Annotated in this window: 18 protein-coding genes and 1 tRNA gene; 9 read left to right on the top strand and 10 right to left on the bottom strand. The window is 65.2% G+C overall.

Translation table 11 applies throughout. The annotated features are described in order from the left end of the window. Window positions 1-157 precede the first annotated feature (157 nt). The 4 genes from P1K32_RS04175 (at window position 158) to P1K32_RS04160 (ending at window position 1984) form a co-directional block, all read left to right on the top strand. Window positions 158-640, top strand: a complete 483-nt coding sequence (locus P1K32_RS04175) for a ferritin-like domain-containing protein (RefSeq protein WP_276251457.1) — start codon at window positions 158-160, stop codon at window positions 638-640. Further along, complete coding sequence (locus P1K32_RS04170) at window positions 637-1071, top strand: metal-dependent transcriptional regulator (RefSeq protein WP_276251456.1); 435 nt, start codon at window positions 637-639, stop codon at window positions 1069-1071. The genes P1K32_RS04175 and P1K32_RS04170 overlap by 4 nt, the downstream gene beginning before the upstream one ends. Before the next feature lie 57 nt (window positions 1072-1128). Next, window positions 1129-1884, top strand: coding sequence for an HNH endonuclease (locus P1K32_RS04165; RefSeq protein ID WP_276251455.1), 756 nt, complete (start codon window positions 1129-1131; stop codon window positions 1882-1884). Between the two features lie 27 nt (window positions 1885-1911). Next, window positions 1912-1984, top strand: a tRNA-Gln gene (locus P1K32_RS04160). An 86-nt stretch (window positions 1985-2070) separates the two neighbouring features. Here the strand turns inward: P1K32_RS04160 and P1K32_RS04155 are convergent. Continuing rightward, entirely contained in the window at window positions 2071-2799 is a 729-nt protein-coding gene (locus P1K32_RS04155) for a GNAT family N-acetyltransferase (RefSeq protein WP_276251454.1), read from the bottom strand. A 452-nt stretch (window positions 2800-3251) separates the two neighbouring features. On the opposite strand from P1K32_RS04155, the gene P1K32_RS04150 reads away from it, so the two are divergent. Then, window positions 3252-3968, top strand: a complete 717-nt coding sequence (locus tag P1K32_RS04150; protein WP_276251453.1) for an HD domain-containing protein — start codon at window positions 3252-3254, stop codon at window positions 3966-3968. On the opposite strand, the gene P1K32_RS04145 is transcribed toward P1K32_RS04150, so the two are convergent. From P1K32_RS04145 to P1K32_RS04135, 3 genes are all read right to left on the bottom strand, one after another. Then, window positions 3969-4679, bottom strand: a complete 711-nt coding sequence (locus P1K32_RS04145) for a LysE family translocator (RefSeq protein WP_276251452.1) — start codon at window positions 4677-4679, stop codon at window positions 3969-3971. A 39-nt stretch (window positions 4680-4718) separates the two neighbouring features. Next, window positions 4719-5609 carry a coiled-coil protein gene (locus P1K32_RS04140; RefSeq protein WP_276251451.1) on the bottom strand — a complete coding sequence of 297 codons (891 nt, stop codon included), beginning with the start codon at window positions 5607-5609 and terminating at the stop codon, window positions 4719-4721. A gap of 246 nt (window positions 5610-5855) precedes the next feature. Beyond that, entirely contained in the window at window positions 5856-7700 is a 1845-nt protein-coding gene (locus P1K32_RS04135; RefSeq protein ID WP_276251450.1) for a glycoside hydrolase family 2 protein, read from the bottom strand. 143 nt (window positions 7701-7843) lie between these two features. Between P1K32_RS04135 and P1K32_RS04130 the strand changes: the two genes are divergently transcribed. The 3 genes from P1K32_RS04130 to P1K32_RS04120 are packed head-to-tail and all read left to right on the top strand — an operon-like array spanning window position 7844 to window position 9312. Continuing rightward, window positions 7844-8011 (top strand): hypothetical protein, encoded by a 168-nt coding sequence (locus P1K32_RS04130; protein WP_276251449.1) that lies wholly within the window; start codon window positions 7844-7846, stop codon window positions 8009-8011. Window positions 8012-8050: 39 nt separating this feature from the next. Then, on the top strand, window positions 8051-8473 hold the full coding sequence (locus tag P1K32_RS04125; RefSeq protein WP_276251448.1) for a DUF371 domain-containing protein: 423 nt from the start codon (window positions 8051-8053) through the stop codon (window positions 8471-8473). A gap of 32 nt (window positions 8474-8505) precedes the next feature. Further along, window positions 8506-9312 carry an endonuclease III domain-containing protein gene (locus P1K32_RS04120; protein ID WP_276251447.1) on the top strand — a complete coding sequence of 269 codons (807 nt, stop codon included), beginning with the start codon at window positions 8506-8508 and terminating at the stop codon, window positions 9310-9312. A gap of 45 nt (window positions 9313-9357) precedes the next feature. Here the strand turns inward: P1K32_RS04120 and P1K32_RS04115 are convergent, their stop codons facing one another. From P1K32_RS04115 to P1K32_RS04095, 5 genes are all read right to left on the bottom strand, one after another. Next, complete coding sequence (locus P1K32_RS04115) at window positions 9358-9708, bottom strand: HalOD1 output domain-containing protein (protein ID WP_276251446.1); 351 nt, start codon at window positions 9706-9708, stop codon at window positions 9358-9360. 43 nt (window positions 9709-9751) lie between these two features. Further along, window positions 9752-10420: a helix-turn-helix domain-containing protein gene (locus P1K32_RS04110; protein WP_276251445.1), complete on the bottom strand. Its 669-nt coding sequence runs from the start codon at window positions 10418-10420 to the stop codon at window positions 9752-9754. A gap of 181 nt (window positions 10421-10601) precedes the next feature. After that, window positions 10602-11633, bottom strand: coding sequence for an aldo/keto reductase (locus P1K32_RS04105; protein ID WP_276251444.1), 1032 nt, complete (start codon window positions 11631-11633; stop codon window positions 10602-10604). A gap of 55 nt (window positions 11634-11688) precedes the next feature. Next, the gene (locus P1K32_RS04100; RefSeq protein WP_379691352.1) at window positions 11689-12105 is read right to left on the bottom strand and encodes a disulfide bond formation protein B; all 417 of its coding nucleotides are present in this window, start codon (window positions 12103-12105) and stop codon (window positions 11689-11691) included. 253 nt (window positions 12106-12358) lie between these two features. Then, window positions 12359-14263 carry a beta-CASP ribonuclease aCPSF1 gene (locus tag P1K32_RS04095; protein WP_276251442.1) on the bottom strand — a complete coding sequence of 635 codons (1905 nt, stop codon included), beginning with the start codon at window positions 14261-14263 and terminating at the stop codon, window positions 12359-12361. A gap of 718 nt (window positions 14264-14981) precedes the next feature. On the opposite strand from P1K32_RS04095, the gene P1K32_RS04090 reads away from it, so the two are divergent. Next, window positions 14982-15461: a DUF7984 family protein gene (locus P1K32_RS04090; RefSeq protein ID WP_276251441.1), complete on the top strand. Its 480-nt coding sequence runs from the start codon at window positions 14982-14984 to the stop codon at window positions 15459-15461. Here P1K32_RS04090 and P1K32_RS04085 read toward each other — a convergent pair. Then, window positions 15458-16504, bottom strand: a complete 1047-nt coding sequence (locus tag P1K32_RS04085; RefSeq protein ID WP_276251440.1) for a DUF7350 domain-containing protein — start codon at window positions 16502-16504, stop codon at window positions 15458-15460. The genes P1K32_RS04090 and P1K32_RS04085 overlap by 4 nt on opposite strands. Between the last annotated feature and the right edge of the window lie 194 nt (window positions 16505-16698).

Here is a 16698-nt window from a genome sequence, read left to right as displayed (position 1 = left end):
GAGCGGGGAGGAACGACCCGCGAGTGACGCGTTAGCGTCACGAGGGGAGGCTCGTCTGCTGCTTTCTTCGCCGACGCGGCCCGGACAGGGAACCGCTTAAGTTCCGCCCTCCCCGACAGTTTCCTATGACTGTATCGTGTCGCCGGGAGGTGTCGACGTGAGCCTGACACAGCCGGTTGTGTCGGACCACCAACTGGCCCGGTTGCTCCAGATCGGTATCGTCCTCGAAGAGGTCGTCGAGGCCCGGGCCGGCAAACACGCGGCAGAGACAGATGACGCTGCCGACGCCGACCTCGCCAGGCTGCTGGAAGACGCGTCGGCGGAGTCGGCACAGCACCGCCGGCAGCTAGAGGAACTTCTAGCCGACCTCGACGCCGACACCGTTCCCTTCGAGGAGATTCAGACGCTCGTCGAGGCCCAGTACGAGGCCGACGAGGACTTCGACGGGGTGCTGTACGACCAGCTCTGTAACGAGGAGACGGCCTACAAGTTCTACGACGACCTCATCGAATCTATCGAGGCGTCCGAGACGTCGTTCAGCGTCGACCGGACCCGGCTGCTGGAGACGCTGCGACTCATCCGCGAGGAAGAAGCCGAGGGCGTCGAAGACGTGACCGAACTCATGGAGGCTCGACTATGAACACGCAGGCTCAGTATCTGAAAGCGATTTATCTCACCCAGCAACAGGCCGACGGCCCCGCATCGACCGGCGACGTGGCGAACCTCCTCGATGTCAGCCCCGCCAGCGCCAACGAGATGATCGGCAAACTCGAAGACCGCGGACTGCTCGACCACGAGAAGTACAAGGGCGTCGACCTCACCGACGAGGGCATCGAACAGGCACGGGACGCTTTACAGAACTACTGTATCATCGAGCGCTTTCTCATCGAAGTGCTGGAGGTCGAGGACTTTCGGACAGAGGCCAAGACCCTGGAGGGCGTCATCGACGAGACCGTCGCCGAACGCCTCGATACCATCATCGACCGCGCACCCCAGTGTCCCGACTGCTTCAACGCCGAGGACGACGTCTGCGGGCTCATCGACGTCGAGGCCGAAGTGAGCAGCGACTAGTTTTAGTTTCACCGAGGGCGGGTCGGATTTAATTCTAGTCCATCTGTTGTGGATGGTATGGACTGCCCGACCTGCGGGAAGTCACTTAACACCGAACAGGGGATGCGCCAGCACCATACGAAGGTCCACGGCGATCCACTGCCGAATCGGACCTGCGAGGAATGCGGCGACGATTTCTACGACCCGAAAGCGCGCCGGACGTACTGTGAGGACTGTTACACTGGGGCGGGTGAGCAGAACGGCAACTGGAAGGGTGCGAAAGAACAGACGGAATGTGAGATATGTGTGGCCGAGTTCGAGTACTATCCCTCGGATAAAAACGGGGTCTACTGTCCGGAGTGTGTAGCGGAGGCTGAAGAGTTTCTCGGCACGCCGAGTTACGCTGACAAAGATATTCCACGAGTAGATACAGAATGTGAACACTGTAGTGAGACTTTCAACGTTCTCAAGACGCGGTTCGAAGACACCCCCTGTCGATTCTGCAGTCACGAGTGTCTCTGTAACTGGATGTCCGAGTCGATGTATGAGGGTGATCGACCGCCAAATGTGTATAACGGTGATTGGCTCTCGGTTCGAAACGAGGCATTAGATAGGGACAATCACGAGTGCCAGATTTGTGGAAAAACACGTGAAGAAATCGGACACGAGCCCGATGTACACCATATAGACCCTATCCGGACGTTCGATGACCCGCAGGATGCCCACACCCTCGATAACGTGATCGCACTGTGTCGGAAATGTCACCGGAACGTAGAAACGGGTAATATGAGCTGTCCTGATCTAACTGTAGAATCCGAATCCCGGAAGGGATAAAACGAACCCACCCAAACACTGGACTGCAGTCCCGTGGTGTAGTGGCCAATCATATGGGCCTTTGGAGCCCATGACGGCGGTTCGAATCCGCCCGGGACTATATCAAATTTATTACACTTACTCAACACCGCTCAAGTGCCAATAGAAGGCTGATTGTCGGTAGATTGTGAATAAGTATGATATAGTCTATAAGTATGCTGCGTCCCACCGAACCGGCTTCCGGACGTTCCCACAGCTATCACACTCGATGCGGCCCATCGAGTCCATCACGAGCGCGAGGGTGTTGCAGTTGCTACAGAAGTAGCCGTATCTGTCGTCGCCCTCGCGTTCGCTGAAGACGACGTGGAAGGGGGCTTTCGAGCCGCGTTCGTGGTTGTCGTGGTCGACGTAGACGGTGCGGTCGTCGGGGGTTTCGACGGCTTCGCGACCCCACTGTTCGGCCTCGGCGTAGATGTTCTCGACGTAGCTCTCCCCGTCGATCTCGACGGTGTCGGTGCCGACTTGGCGGAACTCTCGGTCGTCGTAGAACTCGTTGCCCTCGGTGTTCTCGGCCAGCACCCGGCCACGGAGGTTCATCACGTCGAGTCGCTCCAGTTCCTCGCCGGTGGCCCCAAACAGGTCGCTTGCGATACCCTCGCCGCGGTGGGCGGGGTCGACGTGGAGCCACAGCAGCGTGGCGGTGTTGGCCGCGGCGACGACGCTCTCGGAGAAGCCGACGACCTGGCCCGCGTCGTCCGCGACCAGCACCACGTGGTCGGGGTCTTCTAGTATCCGCTCCAGTCGGTCCTCGTCGTACCACTCCTCGATGGCGTTCGAGATCGCCTGTGGGCCCAGCGAGTACGATGCTCCCAGCGACCGCCGCGCGACGTCACGGATGGCGGGACTGTCGGCCGGCCTGGCGCGTCGGAAGTCCATACGTCTATCCTCATCCCGGACGGGCATAAACGTACAGTCCCACTGAGAGGTTGGCCGGGGCGGTCGCTATCTATAACTTCTCCATCCCTTGAATGGCATATTTCAAAGAAAAGCTTATACTCTTGGACGCATGAGCTACAATTACACATAGGAGTTGATTATCAGACATAGATGGAGAGGATAACTGTCTGAAACAGAGAGGCGTGTCTCGCCGGCCGATGCCTGCCGGCTGCCCGCCGAGATGGCCACTCAGCGTCCCACGCGACGCCGGACCGGAATCTGGTCCCCGCTCGTGATGAACGCTCGCTCAACCATGCGGCCACTCTCGGGTCCGCTGTTTTCCGTACATCCGTTCGGATTCGTGACCGCTAAGGGTGTCGTAACGCTAAAGAGTCGAACGAACCTTCTTGTCTGTAAGATGATTACCGGAACCTATCGCCGGAGGTGTCGCTGTGGGCGTCGAGATTAGGGAGTCACCAGTCTCGGACGAGGCCTTCGACGCGATGCGGGAGTTCGTCCACGACTACCTGGCTGCCAGTGTCGAGAACGAGGACGAGGGCGGCCGGATGCGTTGGTATCCCTGGCACTCGGCGGAGTACCGGTTCAACCATATCCTGAATGTCGTCGACATCTCGACGACCATCGCCGAGCGCGAGGGCGCAAACGTCGACGTAACGCGGGTTGCGGCTCTGTTCCACGATATCGCGAAACTCGAGGCCGAACAGGACGTCCACGCCGAAGCCGGCGCTCGCATTGCGCGGGAGTATCTCAAGGCCCACGGTGACTACCCGGAGTCGTTCGTCGAACAGGTGTGTCGCTGCGTCGAGGACCACTCCTATCAGGGGGACCTCTCTGACCTCCCCCTGGAGACCCAGTGTCTCATCGAGGCGGACATCCTCGACAAGGTCGGGGCAAACGGGACCGCGCTGATGCTGTTACGGATGGGCTATGAGTCCCGGACCCACATGGACGCGGCCGAGATGGTCGACCGCGTCATCGAACGCGGCGAAGACGCCAGCGAGCGCGTCGAGAGCGACACCGCCGAGTCGCTCGTCCACCAGCGGCTCAAGCGAACCCGCTGGTTCCAGGAGTGGCTGGAGATGGAGGTCGCCGAGATGGAGGCCGAGGAGAGCCTCGACGACGTGGCGACCGGTATGGGCGACTCGTAACTACCCGACCACCGCTTGCTGGAGAAAGAATAGGCCTGAGCCGGCCAGGACGGCGGCGCTGGCGTAGGCGACGGCCGGTGTCAGCCGTTCGACACGCCGTCGAGCCGCGACGATAGCCGCCGGAAATCCCGTTATCCACAGCGCGATACCGCCGAACAGCCCCAGCAGTAGGACGGGATGGCCCGTCCGGACGACGAGCAGGCCCGACGTGTCGACGCCGGGGAGCCGGGCGAGGACATCGACGGTCCCGGGCTGGAGGAGCCCGACGCCCACGGTCAGCCAGAAGGCCACCTGATACGGGTTAGTGAGCGCCAGTACGAGCGCCTTCCGGAAGCCGCGGCTCTCGCCGGTCTCGGTCGACTCGTCGGTACCCACCGACGCCAGGGCCCTCGCATCCCTGACCGCGCCGTACGCGAACCAGCACATCAGGAGCCCGCCGCCGGCCACCATGAGCCGCCGGAGACCGGGCGTTTCGGTGACGACCGTCGCGACGCCGACCACCGATAACAGGAGAAAGCAGAGGTCAGCGATCATCGCCCCCAGACCCGCGAACAGCCCCGCACGCCAGCCCCGAAGGGCGCTCTCCTCGGCGATGACGGCGTTCATCGGCCCCGGCGGTGCGGCCAGCGCGAGGCCGAAGACGACCCCGCCCAGCGCCGTCGGGACGAGCCCGACCAGTCCCCCGGACTGGAGGAGCGGATAGGGATGCATCTACTGGGTGTGAAAAACGGAGAGAGAAAGAACGGCCGATTACAGCTTGCCGGCCTTCTGCAGCTTCATCAGGTCCTCGGTGTCGAGGGTCTCGCCTTCCTTGAACTTCTGGTAGATCTCCTCGGCCTCCTCGCGGGCGGCCTCCTGTTTCTCCTCGCGCTGGCTGCGCTCTTCTTTCTCTTCTTTCTTGTCGAGCTCGCGCAGGCGCTTCTGGACGCGGACGAAGTCCTCGTGGTGCTGGTCGGCCGCTTCCTGGGCCTCGACGAATTCCTCGTGTTTCTCGTCGGCGTCGTCACGGATCTCGTCGGCCTCGCGGTAGGCCTCGATCATCTCGTTGTGGTGTTTCTGGGCCTCGTCGGCCAGCTCCGTGACCTTCTGGTGGTGTTTCGAGGCCTCGGAGCGGACCTCTTCGGCCTCCTCCTTGAGCCCCTCGAGGTCACCGCTCTGGTCGAGTTTCTCCTTCTTGCTCTGGAGCTTCTCGCGCTTGTCCTCGATTTTCTCGATGAGCTCTTTCTCGTCCTCGGAGGAGAGCACCTCGGTCTGCTGTTTGAACTCGAGGTCTTCGATCTCGTCCTTGAGCTCGTCGACGGACTTGCCCTCGTCGAGCTCGAGGTCGTTTTTGACCTTGTCGACCTTGTCGAACAGCTCGTTGGCCTCGGCGTTGAGCTCGTTCCGCTTGTCCTTGTGCTCCTGGACCTGCTCGTTGAGCTCGTCGCGCTTCTCGCGGTGTTCCTGGGCCTCGTCGACCTTCTCGCGAGTCTTCGCGTTCAGGTCGTCACGGGCGCTGGCCCGCTCGGAGGCCATCTGGTTGAGCTCGTTTCGCCGGTCCCGCAGCTGACCGGCGAGCTTGATGAGCTCGCCCTTCGATTTGTTCTCAAGATCCTCTTCTGTTACTGCAACGTTTTTTGATTCGTCTATCGAGTCTGCCATTGTTGAAACCTCTATGCCATCACCGCTCTCGGACAGGCAGGGATATCGCTATGGAGGGGCTGGCACCAATAACAAGGGTTCCCTCTCATGTTGGGCGCGGTGCGATACTGCCTGAACGCGAAAGCGTTCTGGTACCAACATCTACCGGCGGACGGGGTTTAACTATTGTGGTGCAACGGATACCGTGGCGTCCTCTCACACACCCGTCTGTGGGCGCGTGAAGGCTTCACACGGATTCGAGGACGTTCATCCATGGGCCTCGATACGGTACTCGTTTTTGACAGCTCGTCCCTCGACGGCGGCGGCCAGGGTCAGCTCGTCGCCGGCTTCGAGTGTCAGCGAACCGACCGTCACGCGGCCGAACGCGCCGATGACGCGCTCTTCTTGCTGGCGCTCGCCGTTGTGGTCCCACTCGACGGTGACCGTTCCCCCCGACGGGCGGTCGTGGCAGGCGACGATATCGCTCTCGCCGGGCGTCGGGTCCGAGAGGAACACCTGCGTGGGCTGGTAGCTGTCCGAGAGCGCCGCGTAGGCTCGTTTCTCGCTGCCGTCTTCGGCGAGGACGCCCATCCCGGCGTCGGCCACGTCACGGAGGCTGTCGAGGACGACGACGTCGCTGTCGCGCTGCCGTAACTGCTCGGCGACGGCCTGGACGACGCGTGCCTGAAACGCCTGTGAGTCGGCGGCGTCACCGTCGACGCGACTGTCGTGGACAGCCCTGTCGAACCCGGTCTCGTCGGTCGGGTCGTCGGTGCCCAGCGAGCCCGCGCCGAAGCCGGCGACCACGTCGCCGAGGCCGTAGTGGTCACAGAGCCACGCCAGGTCCTCGACCGAGCCGTAGCGCCAGCCGGGGTAGAGCGTGACGGCGTCGGGGTCGATACCCGGCGGTCCGACGACCGGGACGGTTGGGACGCCCTCGACCCGCTCGGCCACGGCCGCCGCGGGCGCCTCGTTGTAGCCGGCCCGCCAGGCCCGGAACCGATAGCGGAGCCGGTCGAGCGTAGAGCCCAGGCCGTCGGCGTACGGGTCGACCGGTTCGTCGTGGACCGAGACGCAGGCAAGGCTCGGATGGTTGCCGATGTGCTCGGTGAACGACTCGGCCAGCTCGCGACCGCGGTCCATGTCGAAGCCGCCGGGGCCCGTAAGCGGGAGGTCCTGCCAGAGGAGGACGCCGTGCTCGTCACAGGCCTCGGCGACTGCCGGCGGGACCCCCTGCGCGCGGACCCGCACGAGGTTCGCGTTGGCCGCGACGGCCCGTTCGACGTCCTCGACCGTCGGGTCCAGCAACGTCACCCCGCGGGCGCGGACCTGCTCGCCGTTGCATTCGAAGCCCTCGTCCTGGTCGTATGTGACCGACCGCAGCCCGGTCGTCAGCGAGCGCTCGGTATCACCGAGCTTCGCCCGGACCACGTAGCGGGGCTGGGTCCCGAGGTCGTGGGGCCACCACAGCGACGGGTCGCGCACGTCGATAGTGTGGGTGACGGTGGTGCGCCCGGCGTCGGTCTCGATACGTTCCCGGTCCATCATACCGCCGCCCCTGACCTCGCCGGTCGGACGGATAGAGAGCGTGAGACGGTCGTCTAGCGGCTCGCTCGTGACCACCTCGGCCTCGACGTCGACGGCGGCCCCGTCCTCGGTGACCCGCGGACGGCCACCCATCGCGTGCACGTAGGGGTCCGGATACGTCTCCAGCGAGGCGTCCCACCAGATGCCGGGGACACACCGCTCTGCCGGCAGCTGGTCGGTGTCGTGGAGGCCGCCAAAGCGGTCCTCGGGGGCCCGACACTCGACCACGAGGCGGTACTCCTCGGCCTCTGGCAGTCGGACCCGAAGCGGCGTAACGTAGCTGTCCGAGTCGGCGACGTGGTCGCCGTTACACCAGACGCGGGTGTGGGCGTAGGCCCCCCGGAGGACCAGCACCACGTGCTCGTCCGCGCCCGTCCGGGGGTCCGCGACCGTGGTCTCGTAGGCGACGGCGTCGGCGCCGGCGAACGCCGTCGGCCGGCCCGGCACCGAGACCGGCTCCCACGTCTCCGGCGACGGCATCTCGTCGTCCGGCGTCACCGCCGCGCCGCGCCACGAAAGCGACATACCATGTGGCCCGTCCCCCGGGGGCATATCCTTTACCCCCGTCCCGCCGGCCGTGGACCGGACCACCCGGCCGTCGGCTGTCACTTTCACTTTCACTCCGGGGACGGCTCGGATTAAGGTAGCCCCAGGCCCAACGTAAGAGTATGATACAGGACCTCTGCGGTGAGAACACGTGCGACGCCGACGGCTGCGATCGGGCACTGACCGAGCCACAGCTGGTGTTCGACACCGACGCCGGCCGCCGGGCGGCCTACGAGTGTGCGTGTGGCGCGGTGACCGTCACCGTCGTCCGGTCCGAGTCCACCCGCTGATATCCGTCCCGATAAGTACGGCCGTCGGGAACGACGGGTATGAGCCACGAGGTCGTCATCCGCGCGGAAGGCCACGAGTACGTCACAGCCGAACACGCGAGCACGCTCGAAGTCACGAGCGACGATTTCCTCACGCCCGCCGGCGACTGTATCCTGGGTATCGAGGCCGACACCGTCCCCGCCGACTTCGACGACGCGTTCGTGACCGCCTGCCAGTCCGCCGACGCGACCATCACGGCCACCCTCGAAGCCGACGGGCGCCGCGCCGTCGTCGAGGGGTCGGGCCATCCGGACCTCTCCTTCGAGAACGACCGCAGTCACGTCCTCCGGACCAGCGACTACACCGACGACCGGACGGTGATGGTCGGAGCCGACGCCGCCGCCGGGGATATCGACCGCGACCTCGTCGCCGCACTGGCCAACGGCGCCGACCTGACGCTGACGCTGTCCGTCGAGTCCTGACTGTTTTGCCCGTTGCGCCCCTCTCCCCGCACATGACCGACCGGGAGCCGACGAAGAACATCAGCGGCGGCGAGTCGGGCGGGGGGAGCGAGGCCAGATTCGACCCGGCCACCGCGGGCACGCGGGCCGAGGCCGTCGTCGACCGCCTCGGCGAGCTGTACTGGACGAAGACCTACGGCGGCCAGGACGCCTTCGAGTGTCTCGTGCGCACTATCCTCAGCCAGAACACCTCCGACACGGCCAGTCAGCCGGCCCACGACGCGTTGATGGAGACATACGGCTCGACAGATTCGGACCTCGTCGACGCGCTCGCCGACGCCGACCAGGGGACCCTCGCCGAGACGATTCAGTCGGCGGGCCTGTACAACCAGAAATCCGAGCGCATCGTCGCGCTCGCCGGCGAGATTCGCGAGGAGTTCGGCGGCGAGGCGGGCTTCGACGCCTTCGTCAGGGACGACGACCCCGACGTCGTCCGGGACCGCCTCCTGGAGATGAATGGCGTCGGTCCCAAAACCGCCGACTGTGTCCTCCTCTTTGCCGGCGGCCGGGGCGGCGTCTTCCCCGTCGATACGCACGTCCATCGCATCGCCCGGCGGATGGGGCTGGCACCGCCCGACGCCGACCACGAGACGGTCCGGGAGTACATAGAGCGGGACGTCCCCGCCGAGAAATGCGGGTTCGGCCACACGGCGATGATACAGTTCGGCCGCGAGTACTGCAAAGCGAGGAAACCGGCCTGTCTGGACGACCCGGAGGCCTGCCCGCTGGCCGACTGCTGTGACCAGGTGGGCGTCTATCCGGCGAGCGGTGCGGTCGTGGACCCGGCAGACACGGCGTGACTCAAGCAGTGTCGTCCGTTCGGACGGGGTCGGCACACACGCTCGCTACTCGACCGGTCGCACCGAGAGCAGCTGGTTCCCGACGGTGACGGTGTAGCCGGCGTACCGGAAGGTGACGCCGATATCAGCGGCGGCGCTGTCGCGGCCGTCGAACAGTTTCTCCAGCGCTTCCGCGTCGATGGCGTCGTGCATCGAGGGAAGCGAGAGGGGGTCGACGCCGGCACACTGGGCGACGAGCGTCGGCACGGCGATGCCCGGCGGGTCGGCCTCGTGGTCGTAGCCCACCACTGTGGTTCCCGTCTCGTCGGTGCGCTCCCCGTCGAACGCACAGAGCCCGCCGGTCGCCGCCGGCATGTCGCTGTTCCGCCGTCCCGAAGCTGGCTGGTTTTCGTCCATTGTATCTAACACGTCCGGGAGACTACATAGCGCGACGGATTGACTATGAAACCCGTTCATGACCCCCGGTGAGGCGGAGGTGTGACTCGATGAGGGTCCGGTATCCGCGGTTGAGTCGCCGGGCGAACGCCTGCCTCGAGATGCCCACCTCCGCCGCGAGCTCCGCGAGGTTCGTCTCCCGTGGCTCCGCGTAGTAGCCGTTCTTGTAGGCGAGCACGAGCGCCTCGCGCTGGGGAGCGGTCACCGACGGATGCCGGTCCGCCGGGGGGCCGACCGACGCGTGGATATCACGCAACGTCGGTTGAATCGCCGCTGCACGGCAGGCCTCGTCGAAGTCGCCGATCGTCCGCTGTTGGTCACCACGCACGTTGAGTCGCCAGCCGACACGGGTCCCTGTCGCCGACAGCAGCGTCACGTCGCTCTCGACGAGCGCTGCCAGGACGCCGCGTCGGTCTTCGGTGGTGCTCTGGTACCGAAATAGCGTCCGGTCCTCGAGCCGATCTACGGGTACCACGTCCGTGATATCGGTGTGCGAACGAAAAAACTCGGTCACCGCCTCGCTGGGCACGTTCTCGACCCAGAAATACTGTTGCAACATGTCCTTGGTCGGGACGATGCGCTCCAGCTCGACAGCCGCCTCGGGGAACTCATCGAACACGACGCCGAGCGGGAACGCGTCAGGTGGCAGGGCAAAATCGGCAAGTGTCGCCATACTGTCGAATTAACTTTCTAACATTAAAAGCCGATTCCCTGTCGTCGCGCCGTCCGGTGGCCGTCGGTCTGTCGGCTCGACGATGCCGGGCTACAGCTATCCTGACAGCGGTACGTCCGTGGGGATATCCACTGTGGCGTGTGCGCCTGTCTGTGACAGCCAGCAGTATCTACTGCCCGTCTCAGGCGCGGTGGCCCCACCGCTCGCCGTCCTCGGCGTAGCGGGCCGAGACGATGCGGTTGAACTGTTCGTCCGACAGCGAGATATCGGCCGCGCCGACGTTCTCGTCTAGCTGGGAAACGGTGCGAGCGCCGACGATGGGCACGCAGGTGATGTCCGGCTGTTCGATGAGCCAGCGCAGGGCGACCTGTGGCGGGGTGGCGTCGAGTTCGTCGGCGACGGCGCGCAGTTCGTCGAGGACGTGCCAGCCCCGCTCGGAGAGGTAGAAGTCCTCGAAGCGGTCCGACAGCGAGCCCCGGGCGCCCTCGGGGCCCTCGAACTTCGTCGGGTCGTCGTCGTCCGTGCGCTTGTACTTCCCGGTGAGGAAGCCACCGGCCAGCGGCGAGTACGGACAGACGGCCATGTCCTGGTCGGCACAGACGTCCAGATAGTCCTTGATGTCGTCGCGGTAGCCGGCATGAAAGAGGGGCTGGGTCACCTCGAAGCGTTCGAGCCCCTCGACGTCTGCCTTCCACAGGGCCTTCGTCAGCTGCCAGGCGGCCATCGTCGACGCGCCGAGATAGTGGACCTTGCCCTCGCGGACGAGGTCGTTCAGCGTCCGCAGCGTCTCGACGATGTCGCTCGCTTCGTCCCAGCGGTGGATGTAGTAGAGGTCGAGATAGTCCGTCCCGAGGCGGTCGAGTGTCCCCTCGATCTGGGCGCGGATGTGTTTGCGACCCAGCCCGGAGTCGTTCGGGCCGGGCTCGCCCCAGCCGTCGAAGGGGAAGTACACCTTCGAGGCGATGACGACGTCCTCGCGGTCGCGGTCCTCGAGCCACTCGCCGATGTAGCGCTCGGATTTGCCGTTCGGCGTGCCGTAGACGTTCGCCGTGTCGAAGAAGTTGATACCGCGCTCCCAGGCCGCGTCCAGCAGTTCGTGGGCCTGCTCCTTGTCGGTCTCGACGACGCCGCCCGTCTCCCGGCCAAAGCGCCAGGTGCCATAACAGAGCTGTGACACCGTCGTCCCGGTGGAACCGAGTCGTGTGTACTCCATAGCCGGCCCCAGACGGTCGACAGTGATAAGCGCTGGCGTCGCCGGCAATCGACGCTTATTCGCGCCGCCAGGCCAGCACGACGGACCCGCCGACGAGACAGAACGCGAGCAGCGACAGGTTCGGCACCGTCAGCCCGAGGACCCGGTACTGGACCCGCGCACAGCTGAATGCACCGACACCACAGGCCGTCTGGCTCACCTGCAGCCAGGAGTGGTACGCGGCAATCGCTGCGCCCGGCCCGACCAGCGGGAGCGCCGTCCACGCGACGGCCGCGCGTCGTTCGACGGCCGCGACGCCCAGCACGACTACCAGCGGGTACATGAGGATGCGCTGGTACCAGCAGAGCCGACACGGCACCAGCCCCAGCCCGAGCGACAGGAAGAGGCTCCCCGCCGTGGCGACGACCGCGACCACTGTCGCCGCGCCGAGCAGTCCCCGCACGTCGACTCGCGGCAGTTCCCGCACGTCCATCATCCGACGTGGCTTGTGCTACGGAAAAAAGCGTTCCGTCTGGTCGCGGTGGCCGCGGTGGCCGTGCCAGCGCTCCGTCGCTGGCAGACGGGGAAGGGCAGGCTGTCCGGTCGAGCATCCGGCGGCTTCGCCGCCGGTTCCCCGGAATCGCGGCCGAGCCGCGATTCCGGCCTTTTTAGCGTAGATTTTTGCCGGGAGGGTTCCCACAGCGCGCTCGGAGAGCGCGCGAGGAAACCCGACCGGGAAAAAGGTACTATATGAACCGGAACGTCTCCAGGTTCTCCGGCGTAAAGGTTCGGAGGTTGTAGTCGTGGTACAGCGACGAGGACAGGTCCTGCGTGGCCGACTGGTCGCCGTCCACACAGAGGACTTTCTCCGGTCGGGGATGCATCGTCTTCACGAAGTTCTCCAGGCCCTGCCGGTCGGCGTGGCCCGAGAAGCCGTCGATGGTCTCGACGCGCAGCTCCAGGGGCACGCGCTCTCCGTCGATAGTGACCGAATCGGCCCCCCCCTGAATTTGCTTGCCCAGCGTCCCGCGGGCCTGTTTGTCGACGAACACGAGCGTGTTGTCGGGGTCGTCGGCCAGCGCCGAGAGCCACGTCCGGACCGGGCCGGGCGTACACATGCCCGGGGTCGAGAGGACGACGCTGGCCTCGTCACGCTCGGCGAGCTCGCGGCGCTCCTCGTCGTCCCCGACCGGCGTGAACTGCTCAGCTAAGAACGGGTTCTCGTCGTCGGCCTGGAGGCGGCTCTCGATGTCGTTCCGGAGGAACTCGGGGTAGCTGGTGTGGACCGCCGTGGCCTCCCATATCATCTCGTCTAAGTAGACCGGCATCTCCGGCACCGCGCCCGAGTCCATGAGCTCCTCGAGGACCACCAGCAGCTCCTGTGGCCGGCCGACGGCGTCGGTCGGAATCAGGAGCGTCCCGTCGGTCTCGGCGATGTCCTGTAGCCGCTCTCTGAGCTTGCGCTCGGAGTCGTCCTGGTCGGTCTGGTAGTCGTTGCGACCGCCGTAGGTCGACTCCAGGACGAGCGTCTCGACGCGCGGGAACTCGTTGACCGCGCCGTCGAGCAGACGGCTGCTGTCGTAGTCGATGTCGCCGGAGAAGGCGACGTTGTACAGCCCGTCGCCGATGTGGAAGTGGACGACCGAGCTACCCAGCACGTGGCCGGCGTTGTGCAGCGTCAGCTTCACGTCCGGGGCGATATCGGTCACGTCACCGTACGAAAGCGGGATGCAGTGTTTGACCGCTTCGCGGACCATCTCGGTGCCGTAGGGGCGCTGTTGGCCCGTCTGTGTCGCCGAATCGATGTAATCGAGGGTCAACAGCCCGAGCAGGTCCCGCGTGGGCTCGGTGCAGTAGATGGGGCCGTCGTAGCCGTTCTCGTAGAGCAGCGGGACCAGCGCCGCGTGGTCGAGATGTGCGTGGGTCAACACTACGGCGTCGAGTGAGGTCGCCCCCGACCCGATGGCTTCGGGCACGTCGAGATACGGTTGCTCGGTCCGCTCGCCGGGCTTGTCGCCACAGTCGACGAGGATCCGGGTGTCGGCCGTCGAGATGATGTAGGCCGCGCGACCGACCTCCTTGCACCCGCCCAGCGTGGTCACCCGGACCCACTCCTCGCTTGACATCGGGTCGCGGTGGATCTGGCGGCCGACGCGTTCTAAGATGTCGCGGCGGTCGTCCCGCTCCTGTGTCAGGAACGACCGGACGTTTTTCACGGTCGGCGAGTCGATGGCCGGCGTCCGCTCGACTTCGGGCGTCCAGCCCGTCGTTTTGGTTATCTCCCGCAGCGTCTCGCCGCGCCGGCCGATGACCTGCCCCGGGTTCTTCGCGCGGATGACGACCTCGCCCGTGTCGGCGAGAAACTGGATGGCGCTGACCTCGGCGTCGTCGGGAACGAGCTCGCGAATCTCGGTTTCGGCGTCGTCCGGGTGCGTGAGGACGTCCGGGTCCGGTCGGACGGTGATGCGCTTTCGCAGTTTGGAGGCCAGCCGGCGGACCAGGTCGCCGTCGGTGGCGAACTCCCTGGGGTCGCGGGTGTAGATAACCAGTTCCGGCCCCTCGTAGGTCACGTCGGTGACCGTAATTTGTCTGGGAACCTCTTCGTCTATCGTTTCGCGGACGTTTTCGAGTTGCTTGTCTACCGTGCTCATAGTGTAGAATCGACGGGGGCCTGTTTCGGCCGCCGCCGTCGCGGGTCGGCCCGGACCGAAGCTACCGCCAGAGGTGTCCGTCGGGCGTTTCACCGACGGTACTGCCCGGAAAACCGAACGTGACAGTAGTTTCCACACTCGAATTATTAAAGACTTCGCACTTCTCGCGGGGCGGGGGTTACTTTAGCCGAGAACGGTTTTGAGAGCCAGAAAGCCCCCGCGTTCTCGGCTCCCGCGACTCGCTGCGCTCCGGTAGGTGCTTGCGTCGTCGGGGTTCGCCGAGAACGCGGCCCCTTTCAGTCCCACCCATGCCGGCTGGCCAACCGGCTACGGGTGGGGCTGAAAGGGGCGGCCAGCTAAACGAAGGCGGCCGCTGTCCTCGCGAGAGCTTCGCTCTCGCGGGATGATGAAAATCGCGAAGCGATTTTCAGATCACAAGGACCGCAACGGAGTGAGGACCGTCGTTCGAAAATCGAAGATTTTCGTGATCACGAAAGGCGCTGCGCGCCTTTCGGACGACAGCGAGGTCGTTTGGAAGACCTTCGGTCTTCCGTGATGACGAGAGAGCTTCGCTCTCTCGAACCACCCCCGAGTTTAGCTGGCCGGGGCTTTCTGGCTGTTTCAGTCCAACTCTCCTCAGTAAACACCACCTCTCCTAGGGCAACACCCCGACGCGTGCGGTCGGCACACCAAAGGTCGCGGCCCACGACGACGACCCATGCGCGTGACACCAGCCGTGGTGGCCGAGGAGTACGAGTGGGTCTGCGGGCGGGCCGACGTGGTCGTCCCGCTGGTCAACGAGACCCGAGCACATCTGGGCGAGCAGTTCGGCGTCGACGTGGCCAGTATCGACGTGGCAGCCTATCACGGTGCGGTCGATGCGGTCTTCGCGGACGGCGACCGTGCGGTGAACGTCGCGGCACTGGTCGGCCTGCTCCGGGACCTCGACGTCGAGGACGACTATCCGGGCTTCGTCGTCGACGAACTGCTGGGTCGTGAACTGGCTGCCATGCTCGCCGGGGACCAGCCCTTGCGGCTGCTCGCGGAGGCGACCTTCCACGTCGCGGACGTGCGCACACACGGCGACGCCGACGAGGCCGCCGGTGCGGACGACCTCGACGCGGCGCTGGCGGCGGGTATCCAGACCCGGCTGCCCGGGTGGCCCTGGACGGAGGGCGAGAGCCCTTTTTCGGTCTAGAACTCCAGGGTCGGCGTCCCGATGAACGCCGTCTCGTACCCCTCGTGACGGGAGACCTGTGGAGGGCTGACGGTCTCGACGGAGACCGACGGGTCGCCGGTCGTCTCGACCACGGCGCCGTAGTGGTAGCCGATGTCGGGATGGACGGCCGGCGAGAGGGTGTCGTCGAAGGCGGTCTCGCCGTCGATTTCGACGGTGCCGTCGAGGCTCATCATCGGCAGCGGCACCCGGTTGTACGGCGTCCGGACCGAGACGGCCAGATAGGACTGGCCCGGCTCGAGGAAGTCGGCCTCGGTGAGCCATGTCGCCGCGTACACCTCGTCGCTGCCTTTCGCCGTGCCAAGCAGTTTACCGGGGAGGTCCTCGGTCGCGGGGACCTGCGAGGTGGGTATCATCTCCATGTTCATCAGGTCCAGAGCGGCCCGGCTACCCTGCTGGTCGGCGTACTCGTCGTAGGAGATATCGTCGCGCGCGTCTCGTGAGAACTCGAAGTTGGTGGTCATCTCGCCGGCGTCGCCGAACCTGTCGGCGAGCCCGTCCAGGCGGCGCTCGGTCATCCCGTCGACCCGGACGGTTATCTCGTAGACGCCCTCGCCGTCTAGCTGGTAGTTGTCGCCGTAATGAAATCCCATGTTCTGTGAGACCATCGGCCAGGGCTGTTTGTCCGCGACCGTCTCGCCGTCGGCGTCGATGGTGATGGAGACGCCGGATTCGATGGGGAGCACCATCTCCGTCTCGGGGTCCCACACCGACGCCATCAGGTGGACGCTGTCGGCGTCCTGGATGGTGACCTGCTCGGCGTTCGTGCCGGTCACCGTCCAGAAGCGGTGGGGGTAGGAGTAGGTCAGCCCGACCATATAGTCGCCGGCCTCTTTGTGCCCTATCATCTCCATCCCCTCGGAGTGGGTCGGGTAGTAGGTCGCGTCGGGACGGTCCTCGACAAGCGGCGGCGACCGGGTCGACTGGTTCTCGATGGCGCCACAGCCAGCGAGTATCGATGCCCCTGCCAGGCCAGCGCTCGCGAGGAAACGACGGCGGTCCATACCGCCGCTAACGGGTCTCGCTCAAAGACGGTTCTGGTACGGCTGGCGAACGCGCTGTCGGCTGTCCGGTCGGTCCGTCGGCAGGGCTGGCCACCAGTCCGTTAGTAACAACAGCCGCCTGACGATTTACCCGCCCGACATCGTGAAAAACCAGTCAGAAATAGAATACATCGACCGCAACCGGATTGTTTATC

The sequence above is a fragment of the Haloarcula rara genome, assembly GCF_029338235.1.
Taxonomy (GTDB): domain Archaea; phylum Halobacteriota; class Halobacteria; order Halobacteriales; family Haloarculaceae; genus Haloarcula; species Haloarcula rara.
This window is presented reverse-complemented; position numbering and strand designations above follow the sequence as displayed.